Origin of the sequence: Chthonomonas sp. (assembly GCA_016788425.1) — a bacterium.
GTDB lineage: Bacteria > Armatimonadota > Fimbriimonadia > Fimbriimonadales > Fimbriimonadaceae > JAEURQ01.
Window position 1 is genome coordinate 72,391 of the sequence record JAEURQ010000004.1, and the last position, 23,680, is coordinate 96,070.

At 58.5% G+C, this 23,680-nt stretch carries 26 protein-coding genes; 8 read left to right on the forward strand and 18 right to left on the reverse strand.

Going from position 1 to position 23,680, the window contains the following annotated elements; translation table 11 throughout:
* Positions 1–24: 24 nt before the first annotated feature.
* Positions 25–981 (forward strand): PEP-CTERM sorting domain-containing protein, encoded by a 957-nt coding sequence (locus tag JNJ45_10150; protein ID MBL8049028.1) that lies wholly within the window; start codon positions 25–27, stop codon positions 979–981.
* A gap of 71 nt (positions 982–1,052) precedes the next feature.
* Positions 1,053–2,012 (forward strand): PEP-CTERM sorting domain-containing protein, encoded by a 960-nt coding sequence (locus JNJ45_10155; protein ID MBL8049029.1) that lies wholly within the window; start codon positions 1,053–1,055, stop codon positions 2,010–2,012.
* 1,126 nt (positions 2,013–3,138) lie between these two features.
* Here the strand turns inward: JNJ45_10155 and JNJ45_10160 are convergent.
* From JNJ45_10160 to JNJ45_10195, 8 genes are all read right to left on the reverse strand, one after another.
* Positions 3,139–3,561 (reverse strand): hypothetical protein, encoded by a 423-nt coding sequence (locus JNJ45_10160; GenBank protein ID MBL8049030.1) that lies wholly within the window; start codon positions 3,559–3,561, stop codon positions 3,139–3,141.
* Between the two features lie 495 nt (positions 3,562–4,056).
* Complete coding sequence (locus JNJ45_10165; protein MBL8049031.1) at positions 4,057–5,004, reverse strand: hypothetical protein; 948 nt, start codon at positions 5,002–5,004, stop codon at positions 4,057–4,059.
* Between the two features lie 114 nt (positions 5,005–5,118).
* Positions 5,119–5,997, reverse strand: coding sequence for a hypothetical protein (locus JNJ45_10170; protein MBL8049032.1), 879 nt, complete (start codon positions 5,995–5,997; stop codon positions 5,119–5,121).
* A 45-nt stretch (positions 5,998–6,042) separates the two neighbouring features.
* Complete coding sequence (locus JNJ45_10175) at positions 6,043–6,906, reverse strand: hypothetical protein (GenBank protein ID MBL8049033.1); 864 nt, start codon at positions 6,904–6,906, stop codon at positions 6,043–6,045.
* 238 nt (positions 6,907–7,144) lie between these two features.
* Positions 7,145–8,287 (reverse strand): citrate synthase, encoded by a 1,143-nt coding sequence (locus JNJ45_10180; protein ID MBL8049034.1) that lies wholly within the window; start codon positions 8,285–8,287, stop codon positions 7,145–7,147.
* A 79-nt stretch (positions 8,288–8,366) separates the two neighbouring features.
* On the reverse strand, positions 8,367–8,759 hold the full coding sequence (locus JNJ45_10185; GenBank protein ID MBL8049035.1) for a nuclear transport factor 2 family protein: 393 nt from the start codon (positions 8,757–8,759) through the stop codon (positions 8,367–8,369).
* Complete coding sequence (locus JNJ45_10190; protein MBL8049036.1) at positions 8,756–9,193, reverse strand: GNAT family N-acetyltransferase; 438 nt, start codon at positions 9,191–9,193, stop codon at positions 8,756–8,758. Before JNJ45_10190 ends, JNJ45_10185 begins: the two co-directional genes overlap by 4 nt.
* Entirely contained in the window at positions 9,181–9,627 is a 447-nt protein-coding gene (locus tag JNJ45_10195; protein MBL8049037.1) for a GAF domain-containing protein, read from the reverse strand. The genes JNJ45_10190 and JNJ45_10195 overlap by 13 nt, the downstream gene beginning before the upstream one ends.
* 155 nt (positions 9,628–9,782) lie before the next feature.
* On the opposite strand from JNJ45_10195, the gene JNJ45_10200 reads away from it, so the two are divergent.
* From JNJ45_10200 to JNJ45_10210, 3 genes are all read left to right on the forward strand, one after another.
* The gene (locus JNJ45_10200; protein ID MBL8049038.1) at positions 9,783–10,319 is read left to right on the forward strand and encodes a hypothetical protein; all 537 of its coding nucleotides are present in this window, start codon (positions 9,783–9,785) and stop codon (positions 10,317–10,319) included.
* Positions 10,316–11,089, forward strand: a complete 774-nt coding sequence (locus tag JNJ45_10205) for a MinD/ParA family protein (GenBank protein MBL8049039.1) — start codon at positions 10,316–10,318, stop codon at positions 11,087–11,089. Before JNJ45_10200 ends, JNJ45_10205 begins: the two co-directional genes overlap by 4 nt.
* Positions 11,090–11,202: 113 nt before the next feature.
* On the forward strand, positions 11,203–11,808 hold the full coding sequence (locus JNJ45_10210; GenBank protein ID MBL8049040.1) for an outer membrane beta-barrel protein: 606 nt from the start codon (positions 11,203–11,205) through the stop codon (positions 11,806–11,808).
* A 71-nt stretch (positions 11,809–11,879) separates the two neighbouring features.
* Here the strand turns inward: JNJ45_10210 and JNJ45_10215 are convergent, their stop codons facing one another.
* Complete coding sequence (locus JNJ45_10215) at positions 11,880–12,872, reverse strand: NAD-dependent epimerase/dehydratase family protein (protein MBL8049041.1); 993 nt, start codon at positions 12,870–12,872, stop codon at positions 11,880–11,882.
* A 148-nt stretch (positions 12,873–13,020) separates the two neighbouring features.
* Here JNJ45_10215 and JNJ45_10220 point away from each other — a divergent pair, with 148 nt between their 5' ends.
* Complete coding sequence (locus JNJ45_10220) at positions 13,021–13,938, forward strand: rhodanese-related sulfurtransferase (protein MBL8049042.1); 918 nt, start codon at positions 13,021–13,023, stop codon at positions 13,936–13,938.
* Positions 13,939–14,665: 727 nt separating this feature from the next.
* Here JNJ45_10220 and JNJ45_10225 read toward each other — a convergent pair.
* Positions 14,666–15,616: a MoxR family ATPase gene (locus JNJ45_10225; protein MBL8049043.1), complete on the reverse strand. Its 951-nt coding sequence runs from the start codon at positions 15,614–15,616 to the stop codon at positions 14,666–14,668.
* A 163-nt stretch (positions 15,617–15,779) separates the two neighbouring features.
* On the opposite strand from JNJ45_10225, the gene JNJ45_10230 reads away from it, so the two are divergent.
* On the forward strand, positions 15,780–16,253 hold the full coding sequence (locus JNJ45_10230; protein MBL8049044.1) for a hypothetical protein: 474 nt from the start codon (positions 15,780–15,782) through the stop codon (positions 16,251–16,253).
* 15 nt (positions 16,254–16,268) lie between these two features.
* The gene (locus JNJ45_10235) at positions 16,269–16,832 is read left to right on the forward strand and encodes a YHS domain-containing protein (GenBank protein ID MBL8049045.1); all 564 of its coding nucleotides are present in this window, start codon (positions 16,269–16,271) and stop codon (positions 16,830–16,832) included.
* Here the strand turns inward: JNJ45_10235 and JNJ45_10240 are convergent.
* From JNJ45_10240 to JNJ45_10275, 8 genes are read right to left on the reverse strand one after another with little or no spacing between them, the layout of a single operon-like run.
* Positions 16,829–17,851, reverse strand: coding sequence for a hypothetical protein (locus JNJ45_10240; protein ID MBL8049046.1), 1,023 nt, complete (start codon positions 17,849–17,851; stop codon positions 16,829–16,831). The genes JNJ45_10235 and JNJ45_10240 overlap by 4 nt on opposite strands.
* Positions 17,848–18,321, reverse strand: a complete 474-nt coding sequence (locus JNJ45_10245; protein ID MBL8049047.1) for a hypothetical protein — start codon at positions 18,319–18,321, stop codon at positions 17,848–17,850. Before JNJ45_10245 ends, JNJ45_10240 begins: the two co-directional genes overlap by 4 nt.
* Before the next feature lie 18 nt (positions 18,322–18,339).
* Complete coding sequence (locus tag JNJ45_10250) at positions 18,340–19,467, reverse strand: DnaJ domain-containing protein (GenBank protein MBL8049048.1); 1,128 nt, start codon at positions 19,465–19,467, stop codon at positions 18,340–18,342.
* Positions 19,464–20,771, reverse strand: coding sequence for a type II secretion system F family protein (locus tag JNJ45_10255; protein MBL8049049.1), 1,308 nt, complete (start codon positions 20,769–20,771; stop codon positions 19,464–19,466). Before JNJ45_10255 ends, JNJ45_10250 begins: the two co-directional genes overlap by 4 nt.
* A gap of 9 nt (positions 20,772–20,780) precedes the next feature.
* Positions 20,781–22,091, reverse strand: coding sequence for a type II secretion system F family protein (locus JNJ45_10260; protein MBL8049050.1), 1,311 nt, complete (start codon positions 22,089–22,091; stop codon positions 20,781–20,783).
* A complete protein-coding gene (gene folK, locus JNJ45_10265; protein MBL8049051.1) occupies positions 22,078–22,578 on the reverse strand; it encodes a 2-amino-4-hydroxy-6-hydroxymethyldihydropteridine diphosphokinase in 501 nt (166 codons plus the stop codon). The genes JNJ45_10260 and folK overlap by 14 nt, the downstream gene beginning before the upstream one ends.
* A gap of 1 nt (position 22,579) precedes the next feature.
* Positions 22,580–23,092: a DUF488 domain-containing protein gene (locus JNJ45_10270; GenBank protein ID MBL8049052.1), complete on the reverse strand. Its 513-nt coding sequence runs from the start codon at positions 23,090–23,092 to the stop codon at positions 22,580–22,582.
* Positions 23,079–23,609: a MarR family transcriptional regulator gene (locus JNJ45_10275; GenBank protein MBL8049053.1), complete on the reverse strand. Its 531-nt coding sequence runs from the start codon at positions 23,607–23,609 to the stop codon at positions 23,079–23,081. The genes JNJ45_10270 and JNJ45_10275 overlap by 14 nt, the downstream gene beginning before the upstream one ends.
* Positions 23,610–23,680: the final 71 nt, after the last annotated feature.

A 23,680-nucleotide genomic window follows, 5' to 3' on the forward strand; every position in this document is an offset into this window, starting at 1 on the left:
ATGTTTTGATATAACTAGTGGGTTATGCGAACTGTCGCTGCATTGTGTCTCTTAGGATCGGTCGGGCTGGCCCACGCCTCATTCGATGTGATGTTCCTGCCGGACACCGCCACCGGGCGCATCGTCCGATTCGATCCCGTCAACCAGGTTGCTCTGGGTTCTTTTGGGCCGAGTGGGTCGGTGGGCTTCGCGGGGCGCTACGCCTCGGTGATTGACCCGAATCGTGTGGCTTACACCGGTAGCGGGGGCACGGTGATTTACAACCCCAACAACGGCGAGGCGACCCAGACCGGGACCATTGCGGATACCTTTACCAGAGCGACAATGGACGGCGCCGGGCTGCTGGAAGCATTTAACACTTCGGTCTATCGGTATGACCTCTTCCTCGCTCGCACCAGCGTGGACACCGGGCTCACCACCAACAACGGGCTGATGCCCATTGGCTACAACGACTTCATAGCTCAAGGCGTTAACGCTTCGGGTGACCTGGTCGCTCGACGAGTCACTGGCATGGTGCCTGGCGCCACGACCACGATGCTCCTGGCCAGTGCGATTAATCCGACAAGTTTCGGTGCCTCGCAAGGGAAGTTCACTGGGAACACTTTTCGCCAACATACGGTTTGCCTTAATGCGGCCAACCAACTGCGACTGATGCAAGTCACCGTGAACCTCACCAGTTTCGCAGTAACGACGAGCTTGAATACCTTTCAGTTGAGCAACCAGTTTCTCGCGACCTCCAAGCTAAGCGTGGTGCCCGCCCACGCTGGTTACTACGTCATTGGCGACGACGCGTCCAACGCGGCCGTCACGCGGATAATCTACTACGGTGAACAAGGCATGCCGCTGGCCAACTTTACGACCACGGCGGTTGATGTGCCTACGACCACCTGGGGAGCGGGCATCATCTTGGCGCCTGAGCCCAGCTCGCTGGGAGTGTTCGCCGTGGCCGGGGCGATGATGCTCCGCCGCCGTCGGCGATAAGCCCAGAAAATTGCCAGACCACACAGAATTGTGCGGCATTCCGGCTTGTGGTCTGATATAACAAGAACATCATGCGTATTGTCGCGGGTTTGTGTTTCTTAGGTTTGGCTGGAGTGGCCAGTGCCTCGTTTGACCTTATGCTCTTGCCGGATCAAAACACCGGCCGCGTTGTCCGCCTGGATCCGGTGACCGGCGTTTCGCTGGGCTCCTTTGGACCGGTCGGTCTGGTGGGGGCGGCACGTCGCTATGTTTCCGTGATGACCCCCACCCGGGTCGCTCACACTGGCGCAACGGGGACGACAGTCTACGACCCAAACACCGGTGCCGCTGAAGCTCAGCGCAATATCCCGAACGTGCTGACCACCGGCCTCTCCTCGGGAGATGGGCTGCTGGAAGTGTTTAGCAACAGTGTGTTCCGCTACGATGCCAGTCTAGCTTCTCATACAAGTGTCGGCACGGCACTGGTTACGAGTGTAGGGATGCTCGCCTACTCTTACAATGACTTTTTTGTGCTGGGCACGGTGGGATCAGGCGATCTGCAGGCTCGTCGCTTCACGAATATGGTGGGTGGCGTTTCCACCCCACTGCTTGCCGCCTCCGTGTTCAACGTAAACACCTTTGGCACGGGCCAAGGAATGGTTGTTGGCAACTCTTACTCGTACCGAATCGTGTATCAAAATCCAACTGGAATCAATCAGCTGCTGACCCTCAGCGTGAACCTGACCACCTTCTCGGTGACTACATCCACCACAGCTCTGAACAACTCCTCGCTCTTCTCGAGCGCCGCTAGACTGTCGATTATGCCTGCTCATACAGGCTACTACGTTGTGGGCGATGATGCGACCAACCCTGCACAAACTCGGATTAGCTATTACTCCGCCGAAAACGTGATCCAGTCGAGCTTCGCGACGAGCGCGGTAGATGTTACGTCGCTTCAGTGGAGTGGCGGCATTATCCTCGCCCCCGAGCCTAGCTCGTTGGGAGTGTTTGCCGTGGCCGGGGCCATGTTGCTCCGCCGCCGTAAGCGCTAAGCCCGCGCAACCAGAAAGAAAGCCGCTCCCCGAGTTTTGGGAGCGGCTCTTTTGTGAGGTACCGGACCTCAATTGGTGCGTTAAGATTCGAACTCACGGATGACATTTGTGGCCTAATATTTTGTAAACGAGTTCGGGGTTCCAAGGAGGAGTGCAAAACGTACATCTCCCGAGCAATCTGGGAGCTCCCAACTCTGGGACGATCTTCCTTTCTGGTTAGTGGTGTTAAGAAAAACCTGTTTGCGCTGGGGGTCTAAGTTCCTGAATCTTAAGGTGGATACTGAAGTCGCCGTCCACGTGTTGACGCCGAGGACTTGATTCATCATCCAGATTCCGTTCGGAATTTCGCAGGCGCCTTCTTTCGAAAGAATGACCGTGCTATCCTTCCGAACGAGAAGCCAATCTCGGGTTTCCGTCGAATAGAGATCATACCTTTTAGATTGATAGACCAGAACTTTGTATCTCGCATCTGGGTACGGCGCTACTACCGCGTTTGGTTTAAGATTTTGATCGCCAATCGTGAATAACTCCCGCCTCTTGTTCGATAAGAGCAATCTGGACTCACTAAGTCTGCCAACAACATCCCACCCTTCCGGGAGTCGCCACCTTTGATTCGACCCGTACTGTTTCACAACGCCACTTTCCCCGTCTACTACGATGGAAGAGTCGAAGGGATACGTGACTTCTCGCGGAGCTCCGCTAAGATCAGCGTTCATCTCGAGCCGCTTATGTGGGAACGTCTCGGAGTCTAGCAGTTCCCGGTGCTGGAAGAATATTTTTGAATTCGAATAGTTCGTAATCGGGTGGCCATAGGGCTCTAGTTCTACTTGCCGCACGAGCCTTCCGGCCGGCTGGCCTGTGGATAACTCAAACAGACACGCTCGGTCGTCGAACTGCAAGAGCAAGTGTTGTTTGGCTACAGTGAGGAGGAGTAGGGAAACTATCATTGGTTTACGCATTTCGCTGGCAACTGATTGTCCGACTCTGATAGAGGTCAGTAGACTCGGGCGCAACGAGCTCAACAACCAGAACGGGTTCAAACTCGTGAGGCTCATGAAGGTAGTTTAGACGATCGTCGCGCTGGGGAACTAGCCGTCCAGCGCAGTAGCCCAAGTTGAAGGCGAAATCAAGGTGAAACCCTCCATGGATATGGCATACACATCCCCTGAATATCCAGCTTTGAACCTTGAACCTCTTGATAAGATTTGCGAATGTTGTCCACGACGAAAAAACCATCAGCGCTCAACATAATCCAAGTGCCATCCTTGTTCGTTGGCGAGGATGTATCCGCTGTTCCTAATTCATAAGAATACTTTTTCTTTGGCCCCACCCAGGTTGTGATCACTGATGAATAGGAGCCGCCCAAAGTTGAGCCGCCGCTGATTGGAACATGAGCAGGTTTTTCTTCGTACCACTTTGTCTCGTGGACAAGATAAATGCCTTTGCCATTAACTAAGCCAGGACGCCACGGATTCTTTACCGCAACAGACTCGCCAGGTTTATGTGCCCGGATAACCTTAAGCTTTCCAGAATTCCCGTCGAACATCATGAATTTGCCGTTCGCTCGAATCAGCGCCCGTGCGCCATCTCGGTACCATTGGACACAATCGGACTCTAGAGGATGCGTAAGCGATAATCGGATCACTGACTTCAGCGGTTTGATCCGCAAGATTGATAGACTACTACCATCAACGAGCGAAAGAAATTGGTCGGAGTGACTATTCACTGCGCTTATCCGAGGCAACTTGACGGATGCCGTAGTTTTCAGACTAGAGGTCGATGTCCTAAGGTCGATTGTGACGGTTCCTCGGCAGAGATTCACCCCATACCCTATGAAGTACACGACATCGGTCTTGAACTTGGCCGGTGCAATGAGCCCGAAGGCGATAATACTAGTGAGAATCATAGGTCAATACGGATGATTTATAGACCCATCGAATCATTGAGGGTCCTCAAGACCCCTCTGAAGTAGCGACCCGCCCTGTAGGGAGACCCGCCTCGTGGAGCTCATGAAGCTAGTTTAGACGATCGTCGCGCAGAGGAACTAGCCATCCAGCGCGGTGACAAAAGTTGGAGGTTCAGATCCAACCTTCAGCGTCGATTTTTCCAAGACACCCGAAGTCATATTCAGCTTGTAAATCTCGGCCCAGGTACCCGTGTGATTGATCAGAATGCACTCCTGCCCGAACATCTGCACTGAGACCTGCTTGCCATCATGAGCGAAGAGCTTGGAACCTAACGACTCGTTTAACGACTTTTGCCACATTACGTTCTCACGGCCCACTACCACGACAGACCCAGTTGACCCTATGTGTATTTCTGAGATGATGTCGTTCTTTCTAGATGCCAGCGGGAAAGTTTCCCATTCCTTGCTATTGTAACAATAGATGTTTATGCCGTCGGTATAGGTCGGTTTGCCTCTATAGCTCCCCGCCCATAAGGGCATGTCCATTAGATCAAACGTTGAGCGGGTTAGCGTTCCTGCGGAGGAACGAATGCGAGTGAGTCTAATGTTCACCATCGCTTCTTTGAAGCCAGTTGCGTTTGTGACCCACACCTCCGATCGGTTGTTCTGATTTACTCGCGTGAAAGTCGAGTCTAATGTAAGATCAACTGGTTTGGAGAATTTCAGAGATTCGCTAATCGTCGCGAATTTCTTTCCGATGACCAGGCACTGATTGTCAACAGTGCTCAATGTGCTAAAGTCCCCAGCTGTACCGGCGAGAGGCACTTGCTTCCATGTTTTGTTTCTTAGGTTGTACCGTGCGACTTGAAAACTCTGACGATTGGGACTGCTAAGAAGGACAAAGTATGCTTGCTTCGTCCAGGTCGCTGCCACCACCGCTTCCTTGTCTTTATAGTTCAGATTCTTCCTCGTGATCAAGGAGTATCCTTCACCATGCTCACGGACAATTGACACCTGCGAGGAGTCCGCGATGCAATAGGTTTGCGGACCGCCAGCCACGAGAAGGGAGCAGAAAAGCGAGATCATGAAGGTCTTCTACGTCTAGCACCCACGGTGAGTTAGATTTACTTAACACGCCATGGAGAGGCATTGATAACAAGGCAGTCCGAACGACCTTGTACGGGGGCTGCTACGAACGAATCATCTAAACATTACCCAGCTTCTGCCAAATTTTCCTCCGAGCCCGATCCAATGCATCCGCTCTTTAACCTTACCCGCAATGACCTTGATTTCCTGGATCTTCTCACCCGCTCGAGAAATCAGCGCATGCCCTGTCTCCGGAAGCATAATTGCGTAGGGTGTTGTTCCCTCCGGCGGAGAACCGATTGGGTGACGGATCGCGCCCTGAACATAGTAGACCATACCAATTCCGCTGCTCTGCTTTTCGGAGAACACTGCTTGGCCGTGCCCTCCAACCAGTTCGGGGTGCGCGATGATGAACTTATGGGACAGTTTCGGCATGCCGTACTCTTGGCGCAGTCGCGCCAGCAGATCTTGTTTTCTAACGTACCGAGCGAATCGAGGGGCGCTTTCTTTCGAGAGGTGGAATGCGTTGCCGTCAGATGAGTTCGGCCAAACATATGTGCCCGAAGAAGTCGAGATCAGTCTCCCTTTCGGAACTGCGCAAGACTTCCCCGAGCTCGTAGATACGGCAACTTGCATGTTGCTTGAGTTTGCGGCCTTGCCGAAAACGACCGTTCCATCAAAGCTGACTTGTTCGAGACTAGTTATGGGCACGGAAATGCTTCGCCACGGAATGCTCCCTGAGGAGCACTCATCCAAAACCCAACTTATGTTGTTACGCCTCAGAACGTAGGCTCTGGAACCATCCGTTGATGATCTCGCTTCTTGAATAGAGTCTAGAAATGAACGCGAGAAGGGATGTTGCTTCTCATCAATGGCCTTAGATGCCTCAAGCGAATACCTAGTTGAAGTGACGCCGAGAAGGTCATTCGGACCATCTGGGATGGGTGGCGGATAAGTGAAAGTCAGAATCTGAATGATAAAGAGCGGGGTCATTGTGACGTGTATATACAAAGGTTGTTTAGAGGCAACTGATCAACTCTACTTTCCACCCGCAAAATTCCCTTGCGCTTTAGCGAAGTAATTTCTTATCAGATCGTGCATGGGAGGCTTCCAGCGGTTTTCAGGATACTCCCCTTTGACATCCTGCCACATTCCTAGTGGGAATGGAAATGACCTTCCTTGATCGTCATGGATCAAAAGAATAGATTTCTCCTTCCTCTCGTGATACCATCCATCGTAGCCGGAGAGTCTTTGCCGCCTGAGCGCTTGCTTAATCTTTCTAAGTTCAGCTGGGTTAGACACTCGGATCGTCTTGGGGTTCGACATGGGTGGCTCATCAAACTGCCAATCCACTTTTGTCCACCTGAGTTTCCATACGTTGTCAGGTTCTACAAAGTGTTCTCTCTTGAAGGCTGCTAGTTCGGGCCCATCCAGGTCAGCAAAGGCACCCATTCGGAAATGCTCAATTGGCTTCTCAGTCTTGTCGAGGAAGACGATGTAATAGGGCTCATCAGCTGCATCATTTGGTTCAGATCTTCCTTGACAGTGACGGCTTGCGGCTAACGCGTCAACAAGGGACTCAACATCCTCGCGACCTAAACGAGTCGAAAGGGTTCTCCATGACTGGTCGGCCGAACCACCAACAACATCGCTCGCAATCGCCGCGAAGGCCGCTTTACCTCGAACCCGATGGTGAATACGCCTTCGAATCAACACGTTAGGTTCCCAGCCCTTGGGTGCAGCGAGCTGCTCTTTGGTGAGGATAACCGAATCCCAACCCAGCTGCTTCGCGTCCGGTTGCGGCTCGTTCGAGCTGATCTCTTTACACCCCGTTAGGGAAACTAGAGTGGCGACGACTAGGGCCCTACTGCCTTTCGCGAGGTTCTCAGTAACTGACCTCATCTTCTACCCTTGAATCTTCAAAGTTTGCTCCGCCTGACTAGAATCGTAAACTCTTGGAGAGAGCATACTTCCAAAGCTCGGCATCAGCAGACTTCCAGCGGATCACCCTCTGTTGGCTCTTACTCAGCCAGAGCACATCCAAGTGAGCAGTAATTGTCAACAATCTCCCGCCCACCTTCCAAAACAAAAGCCGCCCCCCAACAAGGGGAGCGGCTGAAATGAGCCCTTACCGAAAGCCTTAGCGGCTGGCGATGGGCGTGTAGGCCACGTTGTGCGGGCCCTCGTAGATGCAGTTCGGACGGATCAGGCGGTTGTTGGCCAGCTGCTCCAGCGCATGGGCGCTCCAACCCGAAACCCGCGCCACCACGAAAATCGGGGTGTAAAGGTCAATCGGAATGTCCAGCACGTAGTAGGCGTAAGCGGCGGGGAAGTCCACGTTCGGGAAGATGTTCTTCTCGGTCTCCATCACATGCTCAAGCGTGTCGGCGATTTCGGCCCACTTGGTTTGGCCGCTCTTTTGGCAAAGCTCCTTCGCGACCTTCGTCATGTAAATCGCGCGCGGGTCACGCTTTTTGTATTCGCGGTGACCAAAGCCCATGATCTTCTTCTTGGTGGCGAGAGCGTCGCGAATCCACGCTTCGGCCTTGCTTGGCTCACCAATCTCAAGAATCATCTTCATGGCCTCTTCGTTGGCGCCGCCGTGAAGCGGGCCCTTGAGGGTGCCAATGCCGCTGACGATGCCGCTGTACATGTCGCTGAGCGTCGCCACCGTCACGCGGCAAGCAAACGTCGAGGCGTTGAATCCGTGCTCGGCGTAAAGCGTCAGCGAGCTATCCAGCACGTGCGCGGTTTCCGCATCGGGGGCGTTGCCGGTCATTAGGTGCAGGAAGTTTTGAGCAATCGTATGATCCGGGTTCGGCTTAATCGGCTCGAGACCTTGGCGGATGCGGTGACCATTGCCCACGATGGTGCTAGCCTTGGCCAAAATGCGGACCGCCTTACGGAGGTTGGCTTCTTGGTCGGTGGCCGGCTTGGCATAGTCGGGGTCAAACGGAGCATAAACCGCAAAGCCCACCTTGGCGATGTCCATCGGGTGGCAATCCTTGGGCAGTTGCTTCAGAGCGGTGTAGACCTCTTGCGGAACTTCGCGCTCGGTGCCCAGGGTCTTCTTAAATTCGTCCAGTTCGGCTTGGTTCGGCAGCTTGCCCTTAAGGAGCAGGTAAGCGGTTTCCTCAAAGGAGCCTTGCGAGGCCAGGTCGTGGACGTTGATGCCGCGGTAGATCAGCGAACTGGTTTCGCTAACGATCTCGCTGATCGTCGTAATGCCGCCCACGACGCCTTCAAGGCCGGGGCTGTAATTCGGATATGTGGTCGTAGCCATTGCTTCTCTGCTTCTACGGGGCGACCCTTCGCAGGGTCGCGATGTACGGTGCAAGTTTACCGGATTCGCTCAGTTCGGTTCACGAAACTTGACGGATCCACTCGCGCAAGTTGTAGTAACTCACGATGCGCACGATCTTGCCCGCCGCACAATGGAAGATTGCGCAGCCCGCGATGCTGTAGGTTTGGCCGTGCGCCGGCGGCAATCCGGCATCGGCTTGCAAGTAGGTTCCGTCGCAAATGAAGTCGAGGCAGCCACGATCGCCGTTCGCCATGATCACGGTTTCGCGCAACTGCTCCCGGTAGCAGGTGTCCATGTGCGCCTTAAACGCGCGGAACGCCGCGATGCCAGTTTCGCTCAGGCCCTCGTTGATGTCGTGGACAATCTCCGGGCTGAGCAGGGCGAACATCGCCTCCGCGTCGTGCCGGTTAAAGGCGTCCAAATAGGCTTCGATGAGTTGCTGAGTGGTCATAGTTGTTTCGTCATTTTGTGGTGGGGAATGCCCACCTCGGTAAAGCCCTCGCCCACCACCGTGTAGCCAAGGGCATCGTAAAACGGCATCACGACATCGCGGGCGTTGAGTTCCACCTTAGTGGTGCCGTTATCGCGCAGGTGTTGCTCGGCCAAAAGCATAATCTCGCGTCCGAGTCCGGTGCCGCGGAACGCGCTGTCCACCGCCACCTGGCGAATCTTGGCCACGCCCGAGGGCAGATGCGCGATGTGCAACGCGGCCACAATCAGCTGCCCTTGCCACAGGCTCAGCATCTCTTCGCGGGCGTCTTGGTCCAGGTCACCGGGCGCAAAGTCCAGCTGAATCGGCAATCGCAACACTTCGCGTCGCAACTGCACGGCGGCGCGATATTCTGGGGTGCCGACCGTGAGCCAGCGCGGGGTTAGGCGCCCCATCGCTCCGCGAGGATGGCGGCGACGCGCTCTAGGAATTCTTCGTCGTCGGGGCCAAACGTGCCCACGACATGCCCGTCAATGTCAATCTGCCCGAGAATCTCCTCGCCGCCGCGACGGATCAGCACAACAATCTCCGATCGCGTTTTAGTGCTGCACGAAAGGTAGTTCTCAAGCTGCCGCACATCCTCAATCACCTGGTTAGCGTTTTCGGCGACCGCGGTTCCGCAGACGCCGCGCCCGACCGGAATGTGGGTGTGGTCGGTGGCGTCGCCGACGTACTCATCCAGCACCAGCGTGTCGCCTTCCAGGCGGTAGATTCCCGACCATTCGTAGTCGGGCAAACCGCTCAGCGCGGTCATCGCCTCGCGGCGCAATGCGGCTCCGCGAGCGGGGGACTGGGCAAGGCTTTGGAGAATGGTGTCGCGGGCGGACATTAAGAAAATTCTAGCTCATTTGAAGGTTCACTCCCCGTCATGTTGGCAAACTTACTAGGGTCAAACTTGCCGGTGAATGGAACATCTTTTGCGGAGGAAGGGAGTTTTCATGACTCCCGCAAAGGGTAGTGAGGGAATATCAACGATTAGGGGAAATGCTGGTGGGCGAGGGCATTGTTAGCGCCGACCAAATTGACCGCGTCTTGGCCGCCCAACGCCGCAGCGGCGCCCGATTGGGCGAGTTGCTGGTGGCGATGGGATTGGCAACCGAGACGCAAGTGACCAAATGTTTGGCCGCGCAGTACCGACTGCCGGTGGTTCATCTGGACGAGGTGCATCCGCATCCGGACGCGCTCAACCAGATTCCGGCGTACAACGCGCTGCATAGCCTCGTGTTGCCGGTGAAAATGGACAACGGCGCGCTGGTTTGCGTGATCGCCGATCCGCTGGAACTCGATACGCTCGACCAGCTGAGCACGACGCTGCGGCTTCGGATTGTGCCGGCCATGGCCACCGCCAGCGAATTGCACGACGCGATTGCCTACTATTACGGCCTCGACGTGCCGCGCAAGGCCGTGGTGGAAGTGCAAGAAGTGCGCCGCAAAAAGCCGGAAGCAAGCGATCGCGACTCGCTGATCGCCGCGCTCGACCAATCGTACGCGTTTCTGAATTCGCGAGGACTCGCAGCATGAAGTCCATCGCAATCACAAGCGGCAAGGGCGGCGTCGGCAAGACAACGTTCTCGGCGAATCTCGCCATCGCGCTCTCGCAGTTCGGACAAAACGTGGTGCTGTTCGATGCGGACTTGCAACTCGCCAATGTCGACGTGGCAATCGGACTGAAGGCCGACTACACGCTCAAGGATGTGGTGGATGGCGACGTTTCGCTCACCGATTCCTTGACGCGCGGCCCGGCCGGAATTCGAGTCGCCGTCGGCGGAAGCGCCGTGAGTAAGCTCATGACGGCCGGTCCCAAGCGCCTTGGTCAGTTCTTTGATCAGATTCAGGAGCTCTCGGCGAGCACCGACGTGCTGCTCTACGACACGGCGGCCGGCCTCGAAAACCGCGTAGTGGCGTTTCTCAAGCAAGCCGATGAGATCGTGCTTGTGACAACTCCCGATCCGACGGCGGTGACCGACGCTTACGCGGCGGCCAAGGTCGCGTGGAAGCGCAATCCCGAGGCGATTATCCGCGTCGTGGTCAACATGGCGACTTCGGCGGAAGAAGCGTTGGCGTTGTTCAATCACCTCAACACGGTGAGTAAGAACTTCCTGGGTCGCGACCTGTACTACCTGGGGCACGTGCGGGCCGATGCGCAAGCCGCGCATGCAACCCGCGTGCGCAAGCCCTATGTGTTGCACGCGCCGCACGCCGATGCATCGCAGGATATCGTGGACATCGCCCGCCTCGTGTGGGATCAAACCCGTGCCTGGCGTGCCCGTCCGGAACTGGTCAGCGCGTAGGCCGCGTCCCAATCTCTCTCAAACTCCAGGGGGGAGCCCGAAAAGGCTCCCCATTTTTGCGCGTGGCGTGTTATAACCCTTGCGCTGGGCGCACTTGCGCCCGCTAAACAGCTATGAAATCCTTCTCAATCCTCATTGTCGCGGCTTGCGCGACGGGCGCATTCGCCCAAATGGATCCTTGCGTGGCCGAAGCCAAGGCTAAGCCGCTCGCCGCTCGCGTCGGGCTCGGCACCTTCACCAACAAGGGCACCAACAACTTCACGCGCGACTCGCACTTTGCGGTCGGGCTCACCTACCGCCCGGGAATCCCGTGCATGATCGCGCCGGGTCGCGGCACGCCGGGCGTGGACCTCGACTTCATTGATGTCGCCGGCAATGGCAACCGCATCAACGCCATCGGTCTGACCTACGGCACGCGCATTATGCTCGGCCAATCGGGCGGGTTCTACGGCGGCTTTGGCGTCGGCGCGTTCAGCACGCGACTTCGTACGGCGGCCAACAACAACAACAACAACAACAACGAAGGACGGCCGACCCGCGCTACTGGCGACGGGCTTCCGGCGGGCACCAGCAAGACCATGACTCGCATGGGCGCTAAGCTGATGCTCGGCATGAACGGCAAGTCGGGCGAGTTCTTTGAGCTCAGCTACTTCCTTGTGAGCAAGGTGCGCGGCGGCGACGTCAACCGCGCCAACCTGAGCGTCGGCTTCAAGTTCTAAGCTCGGGACACGCACAAAAAAGTGGGGGATCGCCATTCGGCGATCCCCCACTTTGCTTTGAGTCAACGGGCTCAGTCGAACTTGTCGGGGTTGATCCCGCGATCCATCTGATCCTTAATCCACACGTACGTCTTTTCCATGCCGTCGCGCAGCGGAATCGAGGGCTCCCAGCCGAGTTCCTTTTGGATGAGTGTGTTGATCGAGTTGCGACCGTTCACACCCTTCGGCGCGTCGAGCTTGTAGTTGCGGTTCAGCTTCACGTCGGCGATGTCTTCAACGACGCTGAGCAGCTCGTTGATGGACACCTTTTCCGCCGAGCCGAGGTTAATCGGATACTCGATGTTGCTGTCCATGATCATGCGAATGCCCTTGGTGCAGTCGTCGATATACATGAACGAGCGCGTTTGGTGGCCGTCGCCCCAAATTTCGATGTCGGACTTGCCCGAGGTAATCGCGTCCACGACCTTGCGGCACATGGCAGCCGGAGCCTTTTCGCGGCCACCGGCATAGGTGCCTTGCGGGCCGTACACGTTGTGGAATCGGGCCACGCGGCAGTGCAGACCGAAGTCTTCCATAAAGTGGCGGCACATGCGCTCGCTGAACAGCTTTTCCCAGCCGTAGCCGTCTTCGGCATCCGCGGGGTAGGCATCTTCTTCGGCGAGGCCGGTGATGTTGGGGTCCTTTTGCTTGTAGCCGGCGTACACACAGGCCGAGCTGGCAAAGAAGAATCGCTTGCAGCCGTTCTCCTTCGCGCCCATGAGCAGGTGCGTGTTGATGAGAACCGTGAGCATGCACAGCGCCTTATTGTTTTCGATAAAGCCCATGCCGCCCATGTCGGCGCTCAGATTGTAAACGTCGGCGACATCCTTGGTGATGGCCATGCAGACATCCAGCTTGCTACAATCGCCTTCGATATTTTCGACGCCATCGTGCAGTTGGTACCAGCGGTGGAACGGCTTAATATCCACGGCGCGAACCTTAAATCCTTCGTCCAACAAGGTCCTAACGAGGTGACCGCCAATGAAGCCCCCGGCACCCGTGACCAAAACCAAATCTTTACTCATAAATTTCCTTCGAGATTGCGAAAAATCGCCGCTCGTTTTCCCCAAGTTTACCTGTGAGGAATCGGCAGCACCCCAAACTTAACAGTCTCGCCATGGCTATCGTTCCATATCTGGCCTCAAAACTCGGGCGAGTAAAATGAAAGCTCGCATGGCTTTTCAGGTTTTGCTGTACTACTGGTTTACCGAGGTGGCCGATCCGGAAGGATTTGCTCGTCGGCACCGGGAGTTGTGCGAGAAGCTTAATTTGCGCGGCCGCATCCTCATCGCGCCGGAAGGCATCAACGGCACGGTCAGCGGGTTGGTGGCCGATTGCGAGGCTTACCAAACCGCGCTCCGCGCGGAACCCGGGTTCGGCGACATGGAGTTCAAGGTCGATCCGGCCGAGGGGCACGCGTTTAAAGCGATGCACGTGCGGGTCCGGCCCGAAATCATCACGTTGGGTGCCGACGCTTCGGGCCCGACCGCCCTCCACCTCGACGCCGAGACTTGGCGCGACATGATGGCCCGCGAAGACGCCGTGATTCTCGACGGTCGCAACGCCTACGAAAGCGAACTCGGCCATTTCGCGAACGCGATCTGTCCGCCGATTCAGAACTTTCGCGAGCTGCCCGAGTGGCTTCAGGCGCATCGCGACGAGTTCGCGGGGAAGCAGATTCTCACCTATTGCACGGGCGGTATCCGGTGCGAAAAGCTCACCGCATGGATGCTCGCCAACGGATTTGAGAACGTGTTTCAACTCGACGGCGGGATCGTAAAGTACGGCCAAGACCCGGCTACCGCCGGCGAGGGGTTCGTCGGGGTGAACGTGGTGTTCGACGAGCGCGTGCAGGTGTCGGCGGGCGAGCGCTCGCAGCCGCTCACCGCCTGTCGCCAATGCGGCGCGGCGAGCGCCAACTACGTCAACTGCGCGAACGTCGAGTGCAACCTGCGCATGATCCTTTGCCCGGAGTGTGAGGAATCAACCGGGCGCTGTTGCAGCGAGGCGTGCCGCGCGGCACCGCGCCAACGACTCAAGGGCAAGAAGTGGCATGAGTCGCCTCGACGCCTCCACGACCAAGCGAGGTAGGTGCTTGAGTATCTTCGCCGTCTCGGCGATTCCCCTGCGGCTTTCGGCCACCTGCTTTCGCGTCGCGCTTGAGTATCATCGCCGTCTCGGCGATTCCCCTGCGGCTTTCGGTCACCTGCTTTCGCGTCGGGCTTGAGTATCTTCGCCGTCTCGGCGATTTCCCTGCGGCGTTCGGCCACCTGCTCTCACGTCGCGCTTGAGTATCTTCGCCGTCTCGGCGATTCCCTGCGGCGTTTGGCCACCTGCTTTCGCGTCGCGCTTGAGTATCTTCGTCGTTTCGGCGATTCCCTGCGGCTTTCGGCCACCTGCTTTCGCGTCGCGCTTGAGTATCTTCGCCGTCTCGGCGGTTCCCTGCGGCTTGACTACGAGACCGCCGGGACGGCGGAGATACGGTCCAGACGACCAAGTGACCTCCGAGACGGCGGAGATACGGTCGGGACGGCGGAGATACGGTCGGGACGGCGGAGATACGGTCCAGACGACTACGGGACCGCCGAGACGGCGGAGATAGGATCCGGACGACTACGAGACCGCCGAGACGGCGGAGATACGGTCCGGACGACTACGGGACCGCGGAGACGGCGGAGATACGGTCCGGACGACTACGTGACCGCCGAGACGACCACGTGACCGCCGAGACGGCGGAGATACGGTCCGGACGACTACGTGACCGCCGGGACGGCGGAGATACGGTCGGGACGACTACGAGACCGCCGAGACGGCGAAACTACCGGGGAACGGCCTGACCGTCAATAATCCCCTGCAAGACGCGATCGGGCGTGATGCCTTCGATCTCCACCTCAGGCCGCACCAAAATGCGGTGACGCAACACGGGCGGCGCGAACGATTTCACGTCATCCGGAATCACGTAGTCGCGGCCCTGCAACGCCGCCGCTGCTTTGGCGCACAGCAACAATGCGATGCCGGCGCGCGGCGAGGCACCGACGGCGATGTCCGGCGAGTTGCGGGTCGCGGCGACCAGACCGTAGATGTAGCCAAAAATGTTGTCCTCAACCCGCACGCTGTTCACCTTGGCGCGAAGCTCGCGGAGCTTGTCCGGGTTCGCCACGGCTTGCAGGCCAACCTCATCCAAGTTCTGAGCGCGGAACCCGCCGTGTACGCGGCGCAAGACTTCCGTCTCCGCCTCGGCGCCGGGGTAGCTCAGCAGAATCTTGAGCAAGAAGCGGTCTTGCTGCGCCTCGGGAAGCGGGTACGTGCCCTCGAACTCGATCGGGTTTTGGGTCGCGAAGACCAGGAACTGATCGCCCAGCGGGTGCGTCTCGCCGTCAATCGTCACCTGGCGTTCTTCCATCGCTTCCAACAGCGCGGCCTGAGTCTTCGGCGGAGTCCGATTGATTTCGTCGGCGAGCAAGATGTTCGTGAAAATCGGCCCTTTCTTGAGTTCAAAGTCAACCGTCTTCGGGTTGAACACGGTGGTCCCCACCACGTCGCTCGGCATGAGGTCGGGCGTAAACTGAACCCGCGTAAACTCGAGCGAAAGGCAGTGCGCCAGCGAGCGCACCATGAGCGTTTTGGCGACACCCGGCACGCCTTCCAGCAGCGCGTGGCCGTTGCACAAAATCGCGACGAGCAACTGGCGAATGACGGCCTGTTGACCCACGATGACGCGACCTAACTGAGATTCAAGCGATTCGGCAAACCCGGTGACTTCCTGCACAATCGAAACGCTACCCGAAATAGGTTATGCTAGACGCGTGAAGACCACTCTTCTCCTTGCTCTTGGGGTAGCGGCGGCCACCGGATTTGCTCAATCCAGTGGCGGCTGCCCGTTGTGAACCGCCGGAGGTTTTGGCGCCGGTCCGGCGACCACAAAGATTCCGATGTTGCGTACAAGCACGGTGTACGCGCCGTTCACTGCGACCAAAGGTGAGACCTTTGTTTGGTACTCGCCCTCCTCGCGCCTGCATTTGGGCGTGGCGTACCTGTGGCAACAAGGCGCGTTCCGCGCGCTCGGCAACTATGCCCTCAACCGCGAAACCGCGCGGGTGCCGCTGCTGCGAGTCGGGGTCGGCATGCAAGGCATCTCGACCGGCAATCCGGGCTACTTCGTTACGGCAGAGAAGAATTTCAACAGCATCAATGCCTATGTAGGCATCGGGTTGCGCTCAAATGAAGCGCACGGACACGGGCTCTGGGGGATCAAAAAGACCTGGAACTCGCGGTACACGCTGGGCATTCAAGACGATGGACACGAACGCCACCCCTTCTTTACGGTGGGCCTGGGCGCGCAGTCGGTGGGGGTTTATCTCATCGGCGGCAAGCGACCCGCGCTCATGTGGAGTTGGGGGCGGTAATCTCTCGGAAACACCATGATTACAACTCTCATTGCAACGCTCGCTTTCGCCACTCCTCAACAAACCGTTGAACCGCTGCACTGCTCCGTCATGACCAAGGGCAACGCCAACCTCGAAGGCCCGTCGGTGGTCTACGCGGGCGCTGTCTTCCACTTCTGCTGCGAAGGTTGCGACGGTCAGTTCGCCAAGAACCCGGCCAAGTTTGTTGCCCAAAATGCGAAGGGCACGGCCACGTTTGGCCGCTTCCTTTTCGACCCGGTGACCGGCAAAAAGGTGGATACCGGCGCGGGCTTCACGACCGACTACAAGGGCATTCGCTACTCGTTCGATAGCAAGGCAAACCTGGATACGTTCAAGGCCAAGCCCGAAAAGTTTGCCGCTCTCCCGGCCAAGGAAGTTCTGACTTGCCCGGTCGCCGGTGACAAGATGGCCAGCCCCAAGGACGCGTTTGCCTATGTAGACGTGAAGGGTGTGCGCTACTACATCTGCTGCGCCGGCTGCCTGCCGAAGATGCAAAAGGATGCCGCCAAGTACACGGCGAAGACCAAGCCGGTCGCCGCGGTTGGCCACAAGGGCTAACCCAGAATCCGTACCGCCGAGGTGGTGATGAGGTCGCCGAAGTAACTGAGCGTTACTTCGGCGACGTTGTTTTGCGTCGAGCCGTTGAGTGTCCACTCGCTCTCGGCGAACCGATTCTGATGCCCCGTCGCTCGCCAGATTTCCTGGCGGTCGGGGTTTTCGGTCGGCAAGGACTTGCCCTGGGCCACGAGCCGGCAAAAGGCGGCGATGCTCGGGTGAGCAAGAATGCTATCGCCGTGATTGTGCGGCGTGTTGGGCACCCCGAACATCGCGCGCGGCATCGCCAACTGGTCCCAATAAAGCGTGTGCGCGTCCACCGTCCAATAGGGGTCGTTGAGGCCGTGCATCGCGTACACCGGGCAAGTGATCGCGCCTGCGTAGGTGAGCGGGTCCACCATCCGGGCCAGTTCTTGGCCGCGAGGCGAGCCGACTCGATCTTGCAGGTTGTGGTCGATGTACGGCTGGATCATCGGGCTGTACTCACCCCACAACTCCATTTGATGGCGCAGCTGGGCGATAAGGTTGAGGTTGTCGAACACCCGCGGAACGAGCCCCACAATGCGCGAGTCGCCACTGCCGCCTGCGAGCCACGTGGTCCAACCTCGCTTACTGCTCCCGGTGACAATAAATCGTTCAGCGGGCAGCACGTCCATAGCGGCGAGCGCGGCGCGGGTCATGGGCAAAAGCAGGGGCCAAGTCGGGTCGCCGCTGCTGAGGAACTGGTCGAAGGTGTACGCGATCAGATCGTCCTCGGTGCGATCAAACAGCGGCTGGTTGGGGATTCCGTACAGGGTGGCCACCCCGAGCCCGCTTCGCTCGGCCAACTGATTGGCCAGCGATTCGTCCACCTCGTTCGGCACTCCGCCGGTGACGTGCAGAATCAGGGTATCGGAGCGCGGCCCGTTGAACGTGAGGTCGTGCTGCCATACGTGGCCCTGCCACGCGCCGCTAGTCAGCGTGCGGCCATCCCACTCAGGCGAGCGGAGCGACCAGTACTCGCGGGCGAACTCGGCGCTCACTTGTCAGAGGTACGCATGCCCGCGACATCGCGAACGAACAGCTTCGCGAGTTGCCAGGTTTTGCCGGGCCGAATCAGCGTGACTTCCACATAGGCGGTGCCTTTGCTAAAACTTGCCTCGCCTTCAAGATTCGCGGCGATCGTCTTCTTGCCATCCACCTGAAAGTTCGGATTGAACCCGAGCGTTCGCCAAGAACCGATGCTCTTAAAGTCGCCGAGCTTGGCCTTGAGCTCGTTGAACACCTTTTGGGTTTGGGGTTCCGGGTTGTTCCGTATGAGCTCCGGGTGTGCAATCGGCGTCACACGCTTGGCGTCCCAACTTTGCAGAATCGGCGGAATCTCCTGGTTGACAAACTTGAAAGCTTCGTCGCTGACCTTTTTGGCCGAGCGCAGGCCGACGGACATCATCCAGGTGCCGCCCGTGCAGACCACGGCGATGGCGACGATGACCCCCAAAACGGTTTTGTTCACCGCCTTATTGTACTGGGGTTAGCCCTGCCGGAACGTATCGGCGATGAGCCATCCGCCGAGGCCGGCCAGGTAGATGATGTTTCCGCCCCAAAGAAAAGTTTGCAGCGGATCAATATCCTTGGTGACCGATGCCGCGCCCGTCGCAAGGAGCGTACACAAGCCCACGCCGACAATAAACCGCGTCGTGGATTGATGGAACGCCTTGTTGATGGAGCCGCCCACGCTGTAAATGAGCGCGGCGACCCAAAAGTTGAGGAGTGCTATGAACCCGAGAATCGCGCCCGGCGCAAACTTGGCCGCGCCACTGCCCGCGTGCAGCGCAAACTGATCCACCAGTTTCGACATCGAGAGTCCCGCGCCGAGCGCAAAGCCCATCACGGCGAGCATGCCCAATAGGCCCGCGCTCCAGGTGCTGATGAGCGGCAATTTGGGCAACATAGCCGGGTGCGAACTCAGGCAAACGTAGGCCGCGGCGGCGGCGATGCAGCCGATGGCGACGGCGATGGGACCGGGCGCAAACACCTGCTCCACGTACACCGTGCGGGTGACCTTTTCGCCCTGGCGACCGGTGCTCACGTCTACCGTTTTGACCGCCGCGAGCGCCATCTCGTACTTGTCCATGTACTCGCGATTGCCGGGGTCGTTTTGGCTGGCGTAGCTGTAAAACTCGGCCGCGCGCGGACGGTTACCGCGGGCGAGCATGATGTCGCCCATGATCGCGTTGGGCTCGGGCAGGCGCGGCTCGGCGTCGATCAGCGACTTGGCCAGGCGCTCGGCTTCGGGCAGTCGCCCATGGCGCATGTATTCCTGCAGCCGCTTGATGTCGTTGATCCAGCGTCCGGCGTCCACCCGCGGCGCTTGGTTGGGGTCCTCGACCGTGCGACCGCCGTAGCTTGCCGTGCGTACGCGATCGGTGGTCGGGGCGGCGGGTTTGGCCGCCGGAATCGGAATCGTGCGGTCGTAAGCCAAGCGCTGCGTCGTGTCGCTCAGCACCTCGTACGCGGTTTGAATACGCACAAAGCGGTCGGTCGCGCCGGGCGTTTTGTCCACGTCCGGGTGATGTCGCTTGGCCATGGCGCGATAGGCCGACCGAATCTCATCTTCGGTCGCGCCCGCCTGAAGCCCGAGTGCCTGATAGTGGTTCAGTTACCCGTCTCCTTCAGGGCCGATTGCAAGCCGCCGCCAACGATTGACATCATGTTTTGAATATAAATGTAGCCTATGTACACGCCCACCCCAAGAAGGGCAACCGCGCCAAGGATATAGCCCATCTTAACCGAACGCGTTTCGGATTCGCCCTCGTAGTACTCCGCGACCTTCTCCAGCATTTGGTTGAGGCTGCCGGTTTGTTCGCCGGTGGCCACCATATCCAAGACGATCGGATTGAATGCATTGGTAGCGAGCATCGTGCTGTGGAGCGTCGCGCCGCCCTCAATTCCGCGAATCGCGGGCATCATCCGGCTGCGCAAATATTCGTTGCCGCACGCGTCGGCGCTCAGACGGAACGCCTCGTGAATCGGCACGCCGGCCGCGTAGAGAGTGCCCAGCGCGCGGCCAAACTTGGCCATCGCAAACTGCTTCACGGTGCCTCCGATGTACGGGATGGCAAGCAGGAAACCTTCGTAGTTGTATCGAATCCGCGCGTTCGCCAGACCAACTCGGTAGAACAAGAACAGCCCAATGAGGAGCGGGCCCAACCAAATCCACGTGCTCATGGTCATGAGCGGCGCGCTGAGCTGGCTCTTTTTGCCGAGCGAACTGATGATCGCGCTCGCCGCCGAAAGAATCACGATGCTGAGCGCAATGACGATCTTGGGATAGATGGTCACCCGCCGCACGAGGTTGCGGATCGCGATCTCGCGCTCGGTGTACGTGGCGACGAGGTTGCACGCCTCGACCATCGTGCCCGAGCGTTCGCCCACCCGCACCAAACTGAGCACGAGCGGTGAAAAGACCTCCGGGTAGCGCTGCATGCCAAAGCTCATGGGGCGTCCTTCGAGCGCGTGTTGGCTCAACTCGCGCAGAATCCGGCCGAGTTTGGGGCTTTGCGTTTGCCCGGCGAGCGTGTTGAGCGCCTGCGTGGGGCTCACCCCGGCGTTGATCATCACCGCGAATTGGCGGAAGAAGAATGCGATGGCCGGGAGCGCGACCTTGCCGACGGTGGTGCCAACCACGTCGGTCGCCCAGTAGGAGCGGCGCTCCATCAGGCGCTCGGTCTCGGCGCGGGGCGTGTTTTCGTGAGTGACGTACTCGTCCATCACGTGACTGCTGGCTTCGGGCTGCGGTGGGCGCGGCGTCAGATCGAGGTCTTGCCCCGTCAGGCTCAGGCTCGTCACCTGCAGTCCGCGCCCGGCGAGTTCTTTCGCGGCGGCATCCATGGATGCGCCAACTTGGGTGCCCCGTTGCAGGGCTCCGGCGGCGTCGGTGGCTTGATACTCAAAAATTGGCATGCGACAACGTTAGATTCTCGGCAGAATGATCGTGGCGTCCAGCCCCGCAAGGACTTGACCGTAAAAAACACGGTACCAGTAGTAGGCCATGACGACCACGATGAGGAGCGAAATGATTGTGCCAAACAATATGGTGCTTACCGCCCAGATTCCTTTGCTCTGCATGGTTCTACGACCAAGCTCATCGTTCGTCACTTGTCGAAGGTACTCGAGCGAATCGGGCAAGGTGCCCGTGTACTCGGCGTTCTCAATCACGCTGACGTACTCAGGTTCGAACAGTCCGGAGGAACGGACTAGATCAGAAAGCTTGGTTCGCTCTCCACTCGCTCGGCTCATATCGAGCAATTTCTCGCGGACGATTGCATTGGGGACGGCTTCGGCGGCCAGATTCCATGCACTAAATGGCGCAATTCCGGCTCGGCTTAATCGGCCAAGGGCCCAGGTGAAAGCCGTGATCCCTTCTTGCTGCGCGCGCCCCCGCATGTACGGGTGATAGTAGCCAAACCAGTGGCGAAACTTCTCAAACTGGGGCCGCATCAGCAACCGGGCACCAAGGAAGAGGAGTAGCCACCAAGCGAGGATAATGGGGCCGAACGGCCAAGCTAAGTTCTTGACTATGGCACCGGAAATCATGGCCGCAACGTTGCCCTCGCCCGCTTTTTCGTAAGCGGCGTACGCATCGGTAAACCCCTTCATCAAGACAATCGCCAAGGGAATACTGAGCGAACCGTAGTAGAGAAAGAACCGAAAAATCCAGAACGTCCGGTCGTAGCGGATGTTGTTGTGGTGATGCTCGGCGATCCCCGCCATGGCATCGGGAACCGAGCCGCTCACCTCGCCCACGCGAACCATTCCCACCGTCGCCCGGCTGATCGGCGGCACGGCCTTGGCCATGGTCTCATGCAGCGCCATGCCCTGCTCCGTATCCTCCGCCCATCGTCGAACCATGGAGGTTTCCCACGGTTTGAACGCGGTGGTGTTGCTTGCGGTCTGCAGGCTCTGGTGCATGTTCACGCCGGCCTTCGCGCTCACCGCGAGCATGTTGAACAGAAAGTAATGCCGCTTCGAGGACCACGGCGTGCGTGGGAGCCAACTGGTTGGCTGGACCACCAGGGGGCTCGGGTCTAAGGTGACCGGCGTTGGCGGCGCGGCCTGGTGGCGCGGTAGCGGAGTGCCGTGCGATCCGGCGACGCGAATACTGTTGACGTTGATGCCGCGCTTGCGCAGAATCTGAATCGCCTCGTTGGCGCTCACCGCGAGTTGAGTGCCGAACTGGCGCTGACTGCGCTGATCTTTGCCCTCGTACTCAAATTCCTGCATGGTCCACCTCCGCCAGGGGCGGTTCGCCCAACGCGTCATGCAATGCAAGGACGCTGATTCCGCCGGGCAGGTTCGCCGCCGGATCCAAGCTTAACCATGGTTGCATAACAAAGAGACGCTCCGCGACGCGCGGATGCGGCACGATGAGATCGCTCCCATCGCTAAACTCGGTGCGATAGCGCAGGCAGCCATACAGGATCAAATCGAGGTCAATTTGGCGTGGCCCGTTGCGGAAGGTCTCGGTGCGACCCAGGTAGTGCTCGGCGGTTTTCAGCACGCCAAACACCTCTTGCGGGGCGAGGTCGGTTTCGGCGATGGCCACCGCATTCACGAACGCCGGCTGGTCAGCGACGTACATCGGCGCGCTCGAAACCAGCGGCGACAGGCACAGCGAAGGGAAGGGTTGCCGCAACGCCGCCGCCGCCCGACGCACCTGCTGGGCAGGATGGTTGAGGTTGCTTCCCAGGGCGATGACGATGCGTGGCATGTTACGTAAACAGGTTCATTTGGCGCGGCGGCAGGTCGCGGCGCGCGATTGAATGCGGCACCAGGTCGCCGCTCACCATCGCGTGCAACACATCCACGCCGCGCTCTAGCAAGACTTCGCTCAGCACCGAGCCGCGATGACAGTGGATCGGGTTTCCGCAACCGCACATCATGCACAGGGTCTTGCCCGATTCTTGAGCGGCGATGATGCGCTCAATTCCGGCCTGAAAAAACGGCCACTCCATGAGCTTGAGCGGGTCCATTTCGCCCTCGGTCAACACGGTTTCGTTGGTCGGTTTGCCGCCGAGCCGATCGCCCATGAAGATGTATTTGAGCCCGGTCGCATCCACCCGGTGAGCGAAGGTCTCCCCGCGAAAATCCTCCTGATACCGGCTATAGGGGTTGGTGCGGATATCCACCAGGTGCGAAATCTCTGGCAGCGCCAGCACGCGCGCCAGAAACGGCTCGAACGTGTCGTTGGCGTAGCCAATCGAATAGACCTCAGCCTTTGGCATTTTGGCGGATGAAGCTGATCGCTTCTTGCAGTTGCTCGTCGGTGCGAAACGCGTTGTCGTAAATGATGTCGATGAATTCGAAAATCTGAATCAGGCCCTCAAATCGCGAGCGGACCAGGTCGCGCTCTTCGCCGGCGGGGGTTTCGCCGAGGTGCGCCAGCATCTCGCGGATGGCGGTCTGGGTGGGGTCAATCTCGCGGCGCTTGCGCTCGCGAATCACCTTGGCGAACATGCTCCACATGTCGTTGTCGGCAAGGTAGGTGTCCTTTCGATCGCCGGGTTGCCGAAAGCGGTTGACCACGCCCCAATCCATCAGGTCGCGGAGGCTCATGCTGGCATTGCCGCGACTGATGCCCAACCGGTCGATGATCTCGTCCATGCTGTGCGGCCGACCCGTGACCAGGAGCAGCGCATGAATCTGGGCCATCGTGCGGTTGATGCCCCAACTCGAACTCATGCGACCCCACTCCATGATGAATTGGTTTTCGAAGTGGGAATACTGACCAGTTGGCTCCATTGCTCCAATTTTATCAAATGTCACCGTTGAGACTTTGCCTCCGGTGACCAATAATTGCAACATATGGCGGG